Annotated in this window: 18 protein-coding genes and 1 pseudogene; 12 read left to right on the top strand and 7 right to left on the bottom strand. The window is 65.6% G+C overall.

The features are described 5' to 3' along the window. Positions 1 to 182: pseudogene (locus tag MTR66_RS15535) on the top strand (cupin domain-containing protein); the annotation flags it as partial. A 97-nt stretch (positions 183 to 279) separates the two neighbouring features. Here MTR66_RS15535 and MTR66_RS15530 read toward each other — a convergent pair. After that, complete coding sequence (locus tag MTR66_RS15530) at positions 280 to 804, bottom strand: cupin domain-containing protein (protein ID WP_243922681.1); 525 nt, start codon at positions 802 to 804, stop codon at positions 280 to 282. 98 nt (positions 805 to 902) lie between these two features. Here MTR66_RS15530 and truA point away from each other — a divergent pair, with 98 nt between their 5' ends. After that, the gene (gene truA, locus MTR66_RS15525) at positions 903 to 1,649 is read left to right on the top strand and encodes a tRNA pseudouridine(38-40) synthase TruA (RefSeq protein ID WP_243922679.1); all 747 of its coding nucleotides are present in this window, start codon (positions 903 to 905) and stop codon (positions 1,647 to 1,649) included. 171 nt (positions 1,650 to 1,820) lie between these two features. Here the strand turns inward: truA and MTR66_RS15520 are convergent, their stop codons facing one another. Beyond that, on the bottom strand, positions 1,821 to 2,198 hold the full coding sequence (locus MTR66_RS15520) for a hypothetical protein (RefSeq protein WP_243922677.1): 378 nt from the start codon (positions 2,196 to 2,198) through the stop codon (positions 1,821 to 1,823). Between the two features lie 703 nt (positions 2,199 to 2,901). Between MTR66_RS15520 and MTR66_RS15515 the strand changes: the two genes are divergently transcribed. After that, the gene (locus MTR66_RS15515) at positions 2,902 to 3,582 is read left to right on the top strand and encodes a hypothetical protein (protein WP_243922675.1); all 681 of its coding nucleotides are present in this window, start codon (positions 2,902 to 2,904) and stop codon (positions 3,580 to 3,582) included. Positions 3,583 to 3,978: 396 nt separating this feature from the next. On the opposite strand, the gene cobS is transcribed toward MTR66_RS15515, so the two are convergent. Together cobS and MTR66_RS15505 are read right to left on the bottom strand one after the other, a co-directional pair. Continuing rightward, a complete protein-coding gene (cobS, locus tag MTR66_RS15510) occupies positions 3,979 to 4,971 on the bottom strand; it encodes a cobaltochelatase subunit CobS (RefSeq protein WP_243922673.1) in 993 nt (330 codons plus the stop codon). 211 nt (positions 4,972 to 5,182) lie between these two features. After that, positions 5,183 to 5,881 (bottom strand): winged helix-turn-helix transcriptional regulator, encoded by a 699-nt coding sequence (locus tag MTR66_RS15505; RefSeq protein ID WP_243922670.1) that lies wholly within the window; start codon positions 5,879 to 5,881, stop codon positions 5,183 to 5,185. Between the two features lie 64 nt (positions 5,882 to 5,945). On the opposite strand from MTR66_RS15505, the gene MTR66_RS15500 reads away from it, so the two are divergent. From MTR66_RS15500 to MTR66_RS15485, 4 genes are all read left to right on the top strand, one after another. Then, positions 5,946 to 6,608: a glutathione S-transferase family protein gene (locus MTR66_RS15500; protein WP_243922669.1), complete on the top strand. Its 663-nt coding sequence runs from the start codon at positions 5,946 to 5,948 to the stop codon at positions 6,606 to 6,608. 77 nt (positions 6,609 to 6,685) lie between these two features. After that, on the top strand, positions 6,686 to 7,312 hold the full coding sequence (locus MTR66_RS15495) for a glutathione S-transferase family protein (RefSeq protein WP_243922666.1): 627 nt from the start codon (positions 6,686 to 6,688) through the stop codon (positions 7,310 to 7,312). Next, complete coding sequence (locus tag MTR66_RS15490; RefSeq protein WP_243922664.1) at positions 7,309 to 7,962, top strand: glutathione S-transferase family protein; 654 nt, start codon at positions 7,309 to 7,311, stop codon at positions 7,960 to 7,962. Before MTR66_RS15495 ends, MTR66_RS15490 begins: the two co-directional genes overlap by 4 nt. Positions 7,963 to 7,983: 21 nt before the next feature. After that, positions 7,984 to 8,472, top strand: coding sequence for a GFA family protein (locus MTR66_RS15485; RefSeq protein ID WP_243922662.1), 489 nt, complete (start codon positions 7,984 to 7,986; stop codon positions 8,470 to 8,472). Positions 8,473 to 8,495: 23 nt separating this feature from the next. Here the strand turns inward: MTR66_RS15485 and MTR66_RS15480 are convergent, their stop codons facing one another. Continuing rightward, positions 8,496 to 9,311 (bottom strand): LytTR family DNA-binding domain-containing protein, encoded by an 816-nt coding sequence (locus tag MTR66_RS15480; RefSeq protein WP_243922660.1) that lies wholly within the window; start codon positions 9,309 to 9,311, stop codon positions 8,496 to 8,498. A gap of 186 nt (positions 9,312 to 9,497) precedes the next feature. Between MTR66_RS15480 and MTR66_RS15475 the strand changes: the two genes are divergently transcribed. Beyond that, entirely contained in the window at positions 9,498 to 10,007 is a 510-nt protein-coding gene (locus MTR66_RS15475; protein ID WP_243922659.1) for a DUF2306 domain-containing protein, read from the top strand. Here the strand turns inward: MTR66_RS15475 and MTR66_RS15470 are convergent. Beyond that, positions 9,999 to 10,595 (bottom strand): DnaJ domain-containing protein, encoded by a 597-nt coding sequence (locus MTR66_RS15470; RefSeq protein WP_243922657.1) that lies wholly within the window; start codon positions 10,593 to 10,595, stop codon positions 9,999 to 10,001. The genes MTR66_RS15475 and MTR66_RS15470 overlap by 9 nt on opposite strands. A 39-nt stretch (positions 10,596 to 10,634) precedes the next feature. Here MTR66_RS15470 and MTR66_RS15465 point away from each other — a divergent pair, with 39 nt between their 5' ends. Continuing rightward, complete coding sequence (locus MTR66_RS15465) at positions 10,635 to 10,907, top strand: BolA family protein (RefSeq protein ID WP_243922655.1); 273 nt, start codon at positions 10,635 to 10,637, stop codon at positions 10,905 to 10,907. A gap of 22 nt (positions 10,908 to 10,929) precedes the next feature. On the opposite strand, the gene MTR66_RS15460 is transcribed toward MTR66_RS15465, so the two are convergent. After that, positions 10,930 to 12,009 (bottom strand): DUF2332 domain-containing protein, encoded by a 1,080-nt coding sequence (locus MTR66_RS15460; protein WP_243922653.1) that lies wholly within the window; start codon positions 12,007 to 12,009, stop codon positions 10,930 to 10,932. Between the two features lie 38 nt (positions 12,010 to 12,047). On the opposite strand from MTR66_RS15460, the gene hisG reads away from it, so the two are divergent. Genes hisG through nusB form a run of 3 tightly spaced genes read left to right on the top strand, consistent with a single transcriptional unit; the run spans position 12,048 to position 14,430 of the window. Beyond that, positions 12,048 to 12,701, top strand: a complete 654-nt coding sequence (gene hisG, locus MTR66_RS15455) for an ATP phosphoribosyltransferase (RefSeq protein WP_243922651.1) — start codon at positions 12,048 to 12,050, stop codon at positions 12,699 to 12,701. Beyond that, on the top strand, positions 12,701 to 13,990 hold the full coding sequence (hisD, locus tag MTR66_RS15450; protein WP_243922650.1) for a histidinol dehydrogenase: 1,290 nt from the start codon (positions 12,701 to 12,703) through the stop codon (positions 13,988 to 13,990). The genes hisG and hisD overlap by 1 nt, the downstream gene beginning before the upstream one ends. After that, the gene (gene nusB / locus MTR66_RS15445; protein WP_243922648.1) at positions 13,987 to 14,430 is read left to right on the top strand and encodes a transcription antitermination factor NusB; all 444 of its coding nucleotides are present in this window, start codon (positions 13,987 to 13,989) and stop codon (positions 14,428 to 14,430) included. The genes hisD and nusB overlap by 4 nt, the downstream gene beginning before the upstream one ends. The last annotated feature ends 111 nt before the right edge of the window (positions 14,431 to 14,541 follow it).

Here is a 14,541-nt window from a genome sequence, read left to right as displayed (position 1 = left end):
CGTACATCGCCGGGCCGGAGGGGGTGGAAATCCTTGAATTCCGAAATACTGATACCTTCAACATCAAGGTGAAGGACAAGCCGCTGGCCGCCTGGGAAAAGACCGTCGAGGTGATGCGCGAGGCGAGTAGCCGCTGGGCGGACGAGACGCCGCCGGTGCGCAAGGTGGCGGAAGGAGCTTGAGGAAGGCCACCTCCGTTCGTGTCGAGCGAAGTCGAGACACGCTGCCCCGGTGCTCACGTGTCTCGACTTCGCTCGACACGAACGGAGGTGGCCTTCCTCAAGCTCCTTCCGCCACCTTGCGCACCGGCGGCGTCTCGTCCGCCCAGCGGCTACTCGCCTCGCGCATCACCTCGACGGTCTTTTCCCAGGCGGCCAGCGGCTTGTCCTTCACCTTGATGTTGAAGGTATCAGTATTTCGGAATTCAAGGATTTCCACCCCCTCCGGCCCGGCGATGTACGTATAGGGCACATCGGTGCCGACGAAGAACCCGTCGCCCGCGCCCAGCGTCTCGCTCCCGATCTGCACCGACCCGGCAATGATGTAATAGAGGCAATCGCAGTCGTGCGAGTGCAACGGCAGCGGGAAGCCGCTCTTGAACCACAGCCGGGCGAGGCTCATGTTTGCGCGCCGGTAAGGCACGTCCGCCTGCTCGCCGCGTGCCTGCGTGGCCTCGGCGAACCTGGGCTGCATCGCCGCGAGGTTCGGCGCCTCGCCTTCGTAAGTCATGCAGCCGCATTCCTCCAGCGAAGGCGCATCGGCGCCGCGGAAGATTTCGAAACGGGGGCTTTCCTTGCCGGTCATCGCAGGCTCCTTTCCCAACAGAGCGCCATGCTGCCACGCCCCCTGCCCCCCGCCAAGGCATTTGCACCCGTGCGCCAGTCCTGTATCGGCGGGGCGAAATGACCCGCTTTGCCCTCACTCTCGAATTCGACGGCAGCCCGTTCATGGGGCTCCAGCGTCAGGCGCATGGTCCCTCGGTGCAGCAGACGGTCGAGGACGCCGCCCATGCCGTCACCGGAGAGGACGTGCGCATGCACGCCGCCGGGCGCACCGACACCGGCGTCCACGCCCTCGCCATGCGCGCCCATATCGATGTGGAGAAGGCCTTCACCCCCTTCCGCCTGATGGAAGCGCTCAATGCCCGGATGCGCCCGCACCCGGTGGCCGTGACCGCCTGCGAAGCGGTGGCGGACGACTGGCACGCCCGCTTTTCCTGCCTCGGCCGCGCCTATATCTACCGCATCGTCAACCGCCGCGCGCCGCTCACGCTGGAGCGCGGCAAGGCCTGGCAAGTCGCCAAACCGCTCGACGCCGAGGCCATGCACCGCGCCGCGCAGGCGCTGGTCGGACGGCACGATTTCACCACCTTCCGCTCGGTCCACTGCCAGGCGCAGAGCCCGGTGAAGACGCTCGACCGGCTCGACGTGCGCCGCGAGGGCGAACAGATCCTGATCGAGACCGAGGCGCGCAGCTTCCTCCACCATCAGGTCCGCTCGATGACCGGCTGCCTGGCGATGGTCGGCATGGGCCGCTGGCGCGCGGAGCAGGTGCGCGAGGCGCTGGAGGCGCGCGACCGGCAAGCCCTCGGCCTCAACGCCCCTCCCGACGGGCTCTATTTCGTCCGCGCGGTCTATCCGGAGGACTGAATTCAACGCTACCTCCGCTCGTCCTGAGCCTGTCGAAGGACGTTGGCGCTGCGCCTGAACCGACACCCTTCGACAAGCTCAGGGTGAGCGGGGTTGTGATTGAGGTACTCCTCCCCCCTCCACAAGGTGACACCCGGTTGACACGCGTGACACGGTCCAGAGGAAAACCTGTCACCTTAGGCCCCCTTGCCGGGAAAATGTGTCACCTTGCGGCGCGAAAGTGTCACCTTGTGCGCCGGACCTGTCACTTTGCAGCGGCGAGGTGTCACCTTGCGGCACCCATCTGTCACCTTGCGCGTCATAGCGCAGCCCGGCCTGTCGCATCTCCCCGCCGATCTGCAGCCCCTCGTCCCACACCCTGGCGAAGTCCGGCCCGAGGCGGCGGCGCAGGCGATAGGCCGACTGCCGGCTCACCCCCACCGCCCGCGCCGCCGCCGCAACCGACCCGCTCGCCGCCAGCGCGCGCAGGAACAGGTGGATGCGGGGTCGGCTCCAGCGGTACTCGGCGTTGGAACGGCGGGGCGGACGGGGGTGCGTGGTCTGGGGCATGCGGGGAAGATACCGCAGGCGGGGGTGTGTAGGAAAATGCGGAAATTCGCGTCCCAACCCTTCCCCCCTTGATGGGGGAAGGATACGAAGCCTTGGAGAGCGCAGCGAGCCTAGGCGCAGTTGGAAGGGGGTGATGCAGCGTGGCGCCGGGACCTCACCCCCACCCAACTCCGGCTAGCCCCCGCTTCGCGGGCACAAGCCTGCGTATTCCTCCCCCATCAAGGGGGAGGAAGGTGTGAGTGCATCGGGAAATTCGCAGTAACTCTTGATGGGACGTTTCTGCCGTTCGCCAGCGACGTATCGAACGACGGCTTCTGTTGGAAGCCGACATCCGCGTTTGCCTTACGAGCCAGTTGCCCTCCTTCCATCCCTTCGCCTCGACCACAAACCAATTGGTTTCCATGGACGTTTCTACATTCGTCGAGACATGGGGCGACGGGGCGCATCTTATCTGGTCCGACGAACATTGGATCGATAGGAGAAATTTGGCAGGATCGGGCAAAGAAGGTCGGCTAGCCTCTTTGTCCATACTCTGTCGGACGATTAGCTCCGGCAAACGGATTTAATGCCGTCCGCTCCGAAAACCTGGTACGCGCCGAGGCCAATTGTTAACGATCAGCGGCTAGAAATCAAACGCACGGCTATCGCGCCGATCGGGGAGAATACTTGAGATGAATACGTCCAACGAAAAGGCCGGACGGTGATGCACGACGACGCGGACTACGCTTTGCTCGTGGGCCTAATGGCAGGTTTGGTTCGCGGCGACCCCGGCGCGAAGTGGATGTTCGAACAGGCTGATTTTCGCGAATCCATTCTGTTCAGGGAAAGGAAGCTGCCCGGATCGCTGCCGTCGCAACCGCAGGACGCGGACCCAGAAGAGCTTACAGAACCGGATCCGGCTGACCTGTTGCACTGGATCTCGGCCCGGGGCCGGACTGGCGGTCGCGACGCGATCGACCGGATCCGCGAATTTCTCGCTGGTGCCGAGCGCGTGACTTGGTGTGATCCATATCTGCTTGGCGGCGAACTGTCAGAGACCTTCGATGGCCCGGACAATTACGCCGATACTATCGCCGAGGTTATCTCGAGCAGCGTCCGCCACCTCCGCGTCTTTACTCTCGACCGGCCGAAGGTGCCAAAGCCAGGGGCCGATCCGAAGCAAGCGACTCTGGTCTGGCGCCGTCTGAAGGAAGGAAGGCAGTTGGAACTCGTTAAAACCAAAGAAGTCCACGACCGCTACATTCTTCGCGACGGCAAGGCGGGATTGATGGTCGGCGGGTCTTTCGGCGGGCTGGGCGGGAAATACTGCACTATCCTCCCACTGCCCAGCGAAGACGTCACGACCCTCTACCAGATACTCAATGGCATCGCCTCCGCTCCCTAGATACACCAGCGCCGCAGCTGAACGCTTATCCCGAAGGATCATCGGGCAGCTTTGGCCGTCCTGTTCGCCGCTGCCCGTTATCCAGGGATTGGCCCCGAACTGGTCACCCGCCTCCGCTCCCCAACAGCGCTTGCAGATACTAAGGATAAGCGCGTTAGCGCCGCTACACGGCTGGAACTGAGCCGTCTTCTGCCATTCCGGGCTCAGATGCAAAAAGTGTTCGCGCCACGGCGGGTTTTTGCGACTAGCGGCCGTTCGCGACGTCGCCGTTGAACGGCGTCGATTGGCCGACAGCCGACGCCGCGTAAGCGTCAGTTATCCCCTGACCCGGCTCCGAACCGGACGATCACCTACCGGCCCATTGCGGCCGTTTGAAGGAAAGCCTCCCTCCGAGCCTCAAGCCTTCCCGACAACACTCTCCGGCAGGTCCGTCCCGAACACGCGCTGGTAGTACTCCGCCACCAGCATCCGCTCGGTCTCGTCGCACTTGTTGAGAAACGAGAGGCGGAAGGCGAAGCCCACGTCGTTGAAGATCGCCGCGTTCTGCGCCCAGGTGATCACCGTGCGCGGGCTCATCACGGTCGAGATGTCGCCGTTCATGAAGCCCTGGCGCGAGAAGTCGGCGACCTGCACCATCTGGGTGATGGTGGCCGCGTCGATCTGCGGCACCTTCTTGGTAACGATGGCGATCTCGGTCTCGGCGGGCAGGTAGTTGAGGCCGACAACGAGATTCCAGCGGTCCATCTGGCCCTGGTTGATCTGCTGGGTGCCGTGATAGAGGCCCGAGGTATCGCCGAGGCCCACCGTGTTGGCGGTGGCGAAGAGGCGGAAATTGCGGTCCGGGCGGATCACGCGGTTCTGGTCGAGCAGGGTCAGTTTGCCCTCGGTCTCCAGAATGCGCTGGATCACGAACATCACGTCCGGGCGGCCGGCGTCGTATTCGTCGAACACCAAGGCAACCGGGTGCTGCAGCGCCCAGGGCAGCAGGCCTTCGCGGAATTCGGTGACCTGCAACCCGTCGCGCAGGACGATCGCGTCGCGCCCGATGAGGTCGATACGGCTGATATGCGCATCGAGGTTGATGCGGATGCACGGCCACTTGAGGCGGGCGGCGACCTGCTCGATGTGGGTCGACTTGCCGGTGCCGTGATAGCCCTGCACCATCACGCGGCGGTTGTAGGCAAAGCCCGCGAGGATCGCCAGCGTGGTGTCCGGATCGAAGACGTATGTCTCGTCGAGATCGGGCACGCGTTCGTCGGCCACCGAGAAGGCGGGCACCTTCATGTCGATGTCGATCCCGAAGGTCTCGCGCACGTCGAGTTCGATGTCGGGCGCGGCCAGAACGGTGGCGTCGCGGTTTTCGGCTTTGGAAAGGGCAGAGTCAGTCATCGCGGGAAACGCCTAAAGGACGCGGCGCTGCATCGCAATAAGCTTTGGCGGTATTGGCGTTTACGGACAGGCGAAAACTTCGACTTCAAATCTTCGTCATTCCCGCGAAGGCGGGAATCCATTTCCTGAGGCCGGATAAAGCGATGGCACCGGAGATGGGTCCCCGCCTTCGCGGGGATGACGAAGGTGTTGGGAACAGGGCCTCGACCGCTCAACTCCCGGCTTTCAGCGGCAGGGCGAAGAGATCGATGAAGCGCTGCACCAGCGCCGGATCGCCCGTGACCTTGAGCCTGTTGCCCGCCTCGCCCGCGCTCTTCTTACCGTAGAACACCGGCAGGAAATCCGAGGCGCTTTCCGCGCTGAAGCGGATATCGGGGGACATCATGCCATCGCCCGCGGGATGGACGGACAGCCCGTCATGCCGAACGCGCCCGGCGAAGTGCTGGTCTCCCACGTCGAAGGCCACCCACAGCTCCAGATCGCCGATCTTCGCGCGGTCGATCAGCGTGCGCATCGAGAGCATCAGCGAGACCGGCGTCAGCGGCAGCGAGGGATCGTAGAGCGGCGAGCGCAGCGACCAGCGCACCAGTGCCTGCAGCACCGGCTCCAGCCCCCGGCCCCATTCGGTAAGCTGGTAGACCTGCGCCGAGACCGGCGGCGGCAGCTGTGCGCGTTCTACGATACCGAGGCTGCGCAGCGTCTCCAGCCGCTCGGTCAGCGTCTTGGCGGAGAGCACCGGCAGGCTGGCGCGGATGTCGCTGAACCGCCGCCCGCCGAGCATGAGTTCGCGAATCACCAGCAGCGTCCAGCGCTCCCCGATCAGCTCCATCCCGAAGGCGGCGGCGCAGGCATCGCCGTACCATTTGCCGTGGAGGAACTCGCCCGTCTTGGTTTCCTTTTTCAACTTCATGGTTGCATTTCGTAACCCTTGTGACAGCGTAAGGCAATATCGATTCGTATCCGGGGAGAGAACAATGCCCGTCGACCACGCCGCCGCCACGCTCCTATCCGCGTTCGACAATGTGCCGGACTTCGCCAAAGGCGCCGTGCGGGACTTGCGCGTGCGCTGGGCGCTGGAGGAAACCGGGCGCCCCTATTGCCCGCAATACCTCGACGCGATGAAGCCCAAGCCCGAAGGCTACCGGGACTGGCAGCCGTTCGGCCAGGTTCCCGCGTTCGACGATGGCACGGTGCGGCTGTTCGAAAGCGGCGCGATCCTGCTCTATCTGGGCGAGCAGGACGAACGGCTGCTGCCCCGCGATCCGGCCTCGCGCTGGACGGCCACTGCCTGGCTGTTCGCCGCGCTCAACAGCGTCGAGCCCGCGCTGATGCCGATCGTCAATCTCGATTTCTTCCTCGCCGGACAGCCCGGAACGGTGGAGGCCCGCCCCGCATTCGAACGGATGGCGCACAGGCAGCTCAAGAGCACCGAGGCGGCGCTGGAGGACAAGGAGTGGTTCGCGGGCGCCTTTTCCATCGCCGACATCATGATGGCCTGCGTGCTGCGCAATGTGGATCACACGGACATGCTCTCCGCCTATCCCGCGCTTTCGGCCTTCAAGGCCCGCGCCGAGGCCCGCCCGGCCTTCCAGCGTGCGCGGGCAGACCAGCTTGCGGGCTTTCGCGAACCCACCTGACCGCCGGCCCCGGCAGCGCCTTGACGCCGCCGCCAGCTTCTCCATACCTCCATTCACGGCTTCTGGGAGATGCGGCAATGGCCGACTACACGTTCTACACCAACCCCATGTCCCGCGGACAGATCACCCGCTGGGCGCTCCACGAAGCGGAGGCGGAATACGATCAGATTCTGGTCGACTGGAAGACCAAGCCTGCCGCCTTCCTCGCCGCGAACCCGATGGGCAAAGTGCCCGCGCTTGTCCATCATGCGGGAGACAAGGACAGGATCGTGACGGAAGCGGCGGCCATCTGCCTCTACCTGGCCGAAATGCACCCCGAGGCGGAGCTGCTGCCCAACGATTCGGAAATGGCCTGCTACTACCGGTGGACATTCTTCGCCGCCGGGCCGGTGGAGCAGGCCATCACCGCGCGCAATTTCAAGTTCGAACCGTCCCCGGAACAGGAGCCCATGGCCGGATGGGGCAGTTTCGACCGGACGATCCAGGCTCTGGATGGGCACATGGCCGGGGTCGAATGGATCTGCGGAGACCGTTTCACGATGGCCGATGTCTATGTCGGCAGCACGGTCGACTGGGGGCTCAATTTCGGCATCCTGCCGCCCCTGCCCTCCTTCGCCGCCTATGCCGAACGCTGTCAGGCCCGCCCGGCGTACAAGGAGGCCAAGGCGATCGACAATGCGCTGATCGCGGACATGAAGAGGTGAGCCTGGAACTCTTCGGCCACCCGTTCTCCTCCTACACCTGGAAAGCCCTGATCGCGCTCTATGCGGCCGAGGCCGATTTCGAATTCCGCGTGGTCGACGCCGGCCATCCCGCGCATATCGAGGCGGTCCAATCCGCCGGGCCGCTCGGCAAGTTCCCCGTGCTGCGCGACGGGGAGAACCTGCTGTTCGAATCGACGACGATCATCGAATATATCTCCCACCACCACGCCGCCGCGGACATGCTGATCCCCGGCGATGCCGATGCCGCCATCGGCATGCGGATGCTGGACCGGATGTTCGACAACTACGTCATGGCCCCAACGCAGCAGGTGGTGGACGAATATATCCGCGATGCCGAGAATCCGGACGCGGTGCGGATCGGCGAAGCGAAGGACAAGCTGGACCGCTCCTATGCCTGGCTGGAAGGCTGGCTGCAGTTCTATCCGCCGCTGGACCACATAACCCTGATCGAGTGCGCGGCGGCCCCGGCGCTGTTCTATGCGGACTGGGTCCATCCCATCGGCGAGCGCTTTCCCCGGCTCAGGCGCTGGCGCGCGCATCTGCTGCACCTGCCGCCGGTGGCGCAGTGTGTGGAAGATGCCCGCCCCTACCGCCCCTATTTCCCGCCCGGCGCCCCTGATCGCGACTGAAGGAACTGAAGGAGAGGAAGCATGCCCGGTTCGAACTCTCGCGAAGGCGGCTGCACTTGCGGCAAGGTGCGCTACCGGCTCAAGGCGGCACCGATCGTCGTCCACTGCTGCCATTGCCGCTGGTGTCAGCGTGAGAGTGGTGCCTCGTTCGCGCTCAATGCGGTGATCGAAACCGCGAATCTCGAACTTCTGGGCGAGCCCCCCGAACGGATCGCCACGCCTGCGGCCAGCGGCCGGGATCAGGCGGTATTCCGCTGCCCCTCATGCAAGGTTGCGCTGTGGAGCCACTACCCCGGCGCCGGAGAACAGGCCGCATTCGTCCGCGCGGGCACGCTCGACGATCCCGATGCCTGCCCGCCTTCCGTCCATATCTTCACCGAGAGCAAGCAGCCCTGGGTGGTGATCCCCGAAGGCTCCGAACAATTCCCCGCCTTCTATACGGGCAAGGACGTGGTGCGCGTGTATGGCAAGGACGGCGCGGCGCGATGGAAGGCCCTGCGCAGCGCCTGACCGGACTTGCGCAGAGAGGCTGGTCAGAACCAGCCTTCGCTCCGCAAGGGCGCGAGCATGGCCCGCGCCACACGCACCTGCTCGCCATTGGTGAGCACTAGCGTGACATTGCGCCCCTCACGCAAGACATCCGCCACAGCGGCCCGCGCCACCCAGCAACTGCGGTGGACTTGTGCCCCCTCGACATGGTGAAGCGCGGCCACCGCGTCGCTGAGGCGGAACAGCAGCAAGGCATCGCCATGTTGCGTGAACACGCGCACGTAGTGATCTTCGTTGCGTACACACAGCACATCGCGCCCCAGTTCGGGCGGCAAACGGTCCAGCAAGGCATTGGCTGCGGGTTCGGGGGCAGGCACCATTGCGGCCTCTTCGCCGGTCTGCACGGAGTTCGCGCCGCTGTCCTGCACACCTGCAGGTCCACCGGTGGCCACGTCCGCCGAAGCACGGCGCAGCACGATCTGCAACGCCGTGATCATGAAGCCGACCACCAGCACATAAGGATAGAGCTGAACCAGCCCACCGAGCCGCATTCCCGCCCAGCGCTCTCCCGCCTGCCACAGCGCAACAAGCAGCGTCACCGGAAAGCTGGCGAGCAGGCAGGCGAGCGTAATGGTCAGCCCGCGCGGCAGCCGGGTCATCCTGCTCAGCGCATCACCTCCGGCGATGACCGGCCGGAAGCAAATGAAACCACCCAGAACGAACACGCCCCAGCTCAGCAACCGTGTCAAAAACGGATCGGCATACGTCCCGAACGGACCGAACAGCGCAAGCACGGCAATCACGACAGCCAGCATCGCCGCGTCGCGAATCCCTTCGTGCCGCCATGCCGCCCCTGTCATGTACCGCGCCCCTTTCGTTTCGCCCGGCCCCGGTGATGGCCGATACCTTGCCCGTTCATGCTTCGCGAACTGTCCAAATGGCGCAAACCCGCCGCAATCGCGAAACAATCCGGCCTGCTTATGCAACCGCGCTTGGCCGCCAGCAAGCACCCTGCAGGATGGGGGCACAGACCGAAAGGATTGCTCATGTCCCCTGCCGCAACGATCGCCCAGTCCCTGTCGCGCTTTCCCAATTCCCGAACGCTGCAAGTGGGCGGCGTCATCCTGTCGGCAGCCCTTGCGCTTGCCCTCCTGCGGCATTTTAGCGGGCAAGGCGGCACGGCAGCCCGGCTCGAAGGACTGCTGCTCATCATCCATATCGCCACGGTCCTGCCCGCCGTGCCTCTGGGCGCGCTGGTCTTCGCCTTGCCCAAGGGCGATCCCCGCCACCGCAAGCTGGGCACGCTGTGGGTTTCGCTGATGCTGGTGACAGCGGCGGTATCGTTCGCCATCCATGGCCTGAACGGACAATTCCACCCGATCCAGCCGCTCGCGGTCCTTGTGGTCTATGGCGTGATCCGGGCCGTCCGCTTTGCCCGGACGGGCGATATCGAGCGGCACCGGCGGACGATGTCGCGGGTATACCTGGGCCTCGTGCTGGCCGGAGCCTTCACGTTCCTGCCCAGCCGTCTGTTCGGCCAGTGGCTGCTAGGTTGAGGAGAGCGCCGCGGCTTTCCGCAAAAGCTGATAGGCCTCCACCACTGCCTGCAGCCGCGAGGAATGGCCATGATCGCCGCCATTGTGGTCCGGATGGTACTGGCGCAGCAGGCGCGTGTAGCGCAGGCGCAGCGCCTTGCGGTCGATATCGCCGCCCAGCCCCAGCACTTCGAGCGCGCGCCGCTCCGCCGGAGTGAAACGCGCGTTTTCGGGCTTCATGTCCGCCTGGCGGCGCTTCACATGGGCGCGGGCCCGCCCGCTGATCGCCTCCAGCGGGTCCGAGAAATCCGCCCAGCGCGGGGCGCCGTCCACCCCGGCATCGGGGCGGAACGCGCGGGTCTGCGTTTCCCAGCCATGCAGCGGCGACTGGGCGCGGAAGATCTCTTCCGCATCCATGCCATCGAAGTAATCGTACCCGGCATTGAATTCGCGCACATGGGAAAGACAGAACCAGCGGTACTCCCCCGGCCCGTCGAAACCGGACGCGCGGCCGCCCGGCGCGCGGAATTCGCCTGCCTCCTCACACCCCGGCCAGCTGCATTCGCGCCCGCCGGATTCTACGCGTCCATGAAATCTCTGCTGTCTCACCGGCTTCAAGATGGGGGATAGAGCCCCTAAATGGAAGACATGACCGGACCTCTCGCACAGGAAATGCGGCAATTGCTCAGTGCCGCGCTCGCCCCCACCGCCCTTGAAATCGTCAACGATTCCGCCAGCCACAGCGGCCACATGGGCGATGACGGCTCGGGCGAATCGCACTTCACCATCGTGATCGAAAGCGCGCAGTTCGCGGGCGTCTCGCGCCTGCAGCGCCAGCGCATGGTCAATGCCGCGCTGGGAGACATCCCGGGCAACCGCGTCCACGCCATCGCCATCAAGGCCAGCGCACCGGGCGAATAAGCCCGGTAGCGAACAAGCGCAGTCAGGCCTCCGCCTGCCATTCGATCCACGCACCATGGGCATGGGCACGCGCCAGCGTGACCCATTCCCCGCCGCCGGGCCAGTAGCGCACTTTCAGCACATGGCCGAGCATAGTGCGGTCTGCCTCCACCGATACCCATGCCAGCGCCTTGTCCGGCGTGGCACCGGCACCGGCCCTCTCCATGGCCGCCGCGATCCGCTCGCGCTGCTCCTCGGGCACATATTGCATGACGATGGAGTGCATCAGCACCCGCGTCGTGCCTTCCGGCTGTGGCCGGGCGAGCTCGCGTTCGGTGAAATCCGCCGCGTTCATCTTCACCAGATCGGGCGCCCGTTCGTTCGCTGCGGCAATGGCTGCATCGAGCCGGGCGAAGCGCGCGGTATGTTCGGGCCAGATATAGGCCCTCAGCCGCAACGCTTGCCCGGGATCGGTCAGATCGACCGGCGCGACATCGCAGCCCTTCAGCGACGCGAAGGAAATCGGCTCATCCGGCGGCGGCGCACCGCGCCATTCGGGCGTGAAGGCCATTGCCGCCTGCTCCGGCCCTACCGTCATCCCGCCCAGATCATAGCGGTAACGATCGAGCATCAGATTGATCCCGGCGCTCGATCCCACTTCGAGACATTCGAAACGCGGCGGCAGCCCGTTGCCCGCGAGCCACAGCATCGCGGCCACGAAGTTGGACGAGCGGCCCGCCTCGTTGGTCTGCGGCGGACCGTCGAGCCAGGGCAGCAGCTCCTTGCCATGGCGCCGCAGCACATCGCCCACGATCGCGCCATCGTCCGCCGCCTCCCCGGCATAGAGCGGCGCGAGCGCGGGTTCCCCGCCCGAAAGGTGCAGCGCATGAAGCGCGCCTGCCGCGCGCAGCGGCAGCGCATCGGCAAGCGGCTGCCCCTGCCAGTCCCGTACGTGCGCGAGGAACGGCCCGGGCTCCGGGCTATCCAGCGCCGCTGCAATGGCCGCGACGGCCCGCGCCGTCACAGGCGCCCCATTGGCGCGGCAATAGTCCACCTGATTGGCGAAGGCCTGCGCCACATCCCCGCCGAATCCGTGCGTGAAATCTTTCTCGTCCTGCGCCATGTTGCCCTTTCGCCGCTTGCGCCCTAAATGCGCGCACCATGCCGAAACCGCTGACATTCGCCGTGCCCAAGGGCCGTATCCTCGACGAAGCGCTGCCGCTGATGGCGCGCGCCGGTGTTGTGCCCGATGCCGAGTTCCACGACAAGAAGTCTCGCGCGCTCTCTTTTGCCTGTGAGAACAGCGACATGCGCCTGATCCGCGTGCGCGCGTTCGATGTCGCCACTTTCGTCGCCCATGGCGCCGCGCAAGTGGGGATCGTCGGCTCCGACGTGGTCGAGGAATTCGCCTATTCCGATCTCTACGCGCCGGTCGATCTCGATATCGGGCATTGCCGCCTTTCGGTGGCCGAGCCTGTGGGCGAAGTGGGCGGCCCGCTGCCCTCGCACTTGCGCATCGCCAGCAAGTACCCGAACCTCACCCGCCGCCACTTCGAGAAGCTGGGCGTGCAGGCCGAGGTGGTTAAGCTCAACGGCGCAATGGAACTGGCGCCGACGCTGGGCCTGTCGAGCCGGATCGTCGATCTCGTCTCCACCGGGCGCACGCTCAAGGAGAACGGCCTCGTGGAAACGAGCCGCATTCTCGACATTTCCGCGCGCCTGATCGTCAACCGCGCCGCGCTCAAGACCGATGAGCGCGTGGCTGCACTGGTCGAGGCATTCCGCGCGCTGGTGAGCGAAAAGGCGGCTGCGTAATGTTGCGGCTGTCTTCCAGCGATCCCGGTTTCGCCGAGGCTTTCGCCCGCGTCGTCGCCGACCGGCGCGAGAGCGCGGTCGATGTCGCCGCCGATGTCGCCGCGATCCTCAAGGACGTGCGCACGCGCGGCGATGAAGCCTTGGCCGACCTCACCGCGAAGTTCGACGGCCACGATCTCGACAAGAGCGGCTGGCGGATCGATGCGGACCTGTGCCGCAAGGCCTTCGACGATCTCGATCCCACTCTGCGCTCGGCGCTGGAACTGGCGGCGGAGCGCATCCGCGCCTATCACGCCGCCCAGCTTCCCGAGGACCGCGACTATACCGATGCCGCGGGGGTCCGCCTTGGCGCAACATGGCGGGCAGTCGATGCCGCCGGGCTCTATGTGCCGGGCGGACGGGCGGCCTATCCCTCCTCGATGCTGATGAACGCCATTCCCGCGAAGGTTGCGGGCGTGGAGCGGCTCGTCGTCGTCACCCCGACGCCCAAAGGCGAAGTGAACCCGCTGGTGCTGGCCGCCGCGCATCTCGCCGGTGTCGACGAAGTCTGGCGCGTCGGCGGAGCCCATGCGGTGGGCGCGCTCGCTTATGGCACGCAGCGGATTTCGCCGGTCGATGTGATCACCGGCCCCGGCAATGCCTGGGTCGCCGAAGCCAAGCGCCAGCTCTATGGCGTCGTCGGCATCGACATGGTGGCCGGGCCCAGCGAAATCCTCGTGATCGCCGATGCGCAGAACGAGCCGCGCAAGGTGGCGGCCGATCTGCTCAGCCAGGCCGAACATGATCCCACCTCGCAATCGATCCTGATTACCGATGACACCGCTTTCGCCGATGCCGTCGCGCAGGCGGTCGAAGCGGAACTGGCCACCCTGCCCACGCAGGCGACGGCACGCGCGAGCTGGGAGGCCAATGGCGTGATCGTCGATGTCGCCAGCTTCGATGAGGCGCCCGCGCTCGCCAATGCGCTCGCCGCCGAACACGTCGAGATCGCCACTGACGATCCCGAAGCGCTGATGAAGCGGATCCGCCATGCCGGTTCGGTGTTCCTCGGCCGGATGACGCCCGAAGCGGTCGGCGACTACGTTGCCGGGCCCAACCACGTGCTGCCCACCGGGCGCCGCGCGCGGTTTTCCTCGGGACTTTCGGTCCTCGATTTCATGAAGCGCACCAGCTTCATCCAGCTCGATTCCGCGGCGCTGGAGGCCATTGGCCCCGCCGCCGTCGCCCTTGCCGATGCGGAAGGGCTTCCCGCGCACGCGCGCTCCATTTCCGTAAGGCTCGGCCAATGACCACATCCAAAAAAGCCCGCACCGCCGCCCGTCTCGGGGCCGTTCAGGCGCTCTATCAGCACGAGATGGAAGCCACGCCGCTGGCCAGCCTGCTCGACGAATTCCACCGCCATCGCCTCGGCGCGGTGATCGACGACGAGCAGTACCTCAAGGCCGAGATCGCCTTCTTCGACGATGTCGTGAAAGGCGCCATCGCCCGGCGCGAGGATATCGACGACCTCCTGGGGAACAAGCTGGCCGAAGGCTGGTCACTCAAGCGCCTCGACAAGACGATGCTGCAGATCCTGCGCGCCGGGACTTACGAGTTGATGGCCCGCCCCGACGTGCCCACCGCCGCCGCGATCAGCGAATATGTCGACGTGGCCCACGCCTTCTTCCAGCCGCGCGAGGCGAAGTTCGTGAACGGCGTGCTGGACGGCGTCGCCAAGGCGGTTCGCTAAGTAGCGAGCCCAAGTTTCCGTTCGTGTCGAGCGAAGTCGAGACACGCGGGCACAGCGCTAAGCGTGTCTCGACTTCGCTCGACACGAACGGGATAGACCGGCATGAGCAAC

The sequence above is a fragment of the Novosphingobium beihaiense genome, assembly GCF_022832375.1.
Taxonomy (GTDB): Bacteria; Pseudomonadota; Alphaproteobacteria; order Sphingomonadales; family Sphingomonadaceae; genus Novosphingobium; species Novosphingobium beihaiensis.
The sequence above is the reverse complement of the archived record's forward strand: the minus strand, read 5'-3'. Positions and strand labels throughout refer to the sequence as shown.